Here is a 568-nt window from a genome sequence, read left to right on the forward strand (position 1 = left end):
GCTCATCAGTCGATCCAATTGGCGTCGCTCTCGCTCATTATCGATTGCCGGCAACGCCTGCTTAGCCTTCAAATGGCCGACTTGCTCGGTACAGCGAAAGCGTTCGGCCAGGATATAGAGGAGAGCTGAATCCAGGTTGTCGATGGTCCTCCGATAGGAAGCAAGTTGCCCTGCCGCATCATCTGTCATCATTTGAATATCTTCCAAGCGGTTTCATTGGCGCGAGGTAGCGCTTACGAGATGGGTTGCGTACTGCGACGCGACAGGGCGATCGACAGCCAAATTGCCGAAACCAGAAAGTAGAATGCCCCGACGCCAGCGTAGCCCGCAACCGTTGAGATAGAAGGTTCCTGCGGCATTTGCGCTTGAAAGATGAAGAGTGCACCGACCAAAGAGGATTGGCCACCGCTCAAAATCATCGCCCACTGCCCTCCACTCGTTATCCAACGCCTCACGGCAGTTCCAAGCTGCAACAGCCCCGAAAAAATCGCCCATAGACCGAAAGCGCCGAGAACCCAGTTCATGTTCATTGTCAACGCCAGGATCACGGCTATCGTCATAACCGAGC

Annotated in this window: 1 protein-coding gene and 1 pseudogene; both read right to left on the reverse strand. The window is 54.6% G+C overall.

Annotated features, from left to right (window positions below; all coding sequences use genetic code 11):
- The coding region (locus AB4Z23_RS27985) for a chorismate mutase (RefSeq protein WP_441361240.1) at positions 1–192 on the reverse strand (192 nt) is incomplete at its 3' end.
- Positions 193–233: 41 nt separating this feature from the next.
- Positions 234–568: pseudogene (locus tag AB4Z23_RS27990) on the reverse strand (DUF308 domain-containing protein); the annotation flags it as partial.

Origin of the sequence: Agrobacterium sp. MCAB5 (genome assembly GCF_052114365.1) — a bacterium.
Taxonomy (GTDB): Bacteria; Pseudomonadota; Alphaproteobacteria; order Rhizobiales; family Rhizobiaceae; genus Agrobacterium; species Agrobacterium tumefaciens.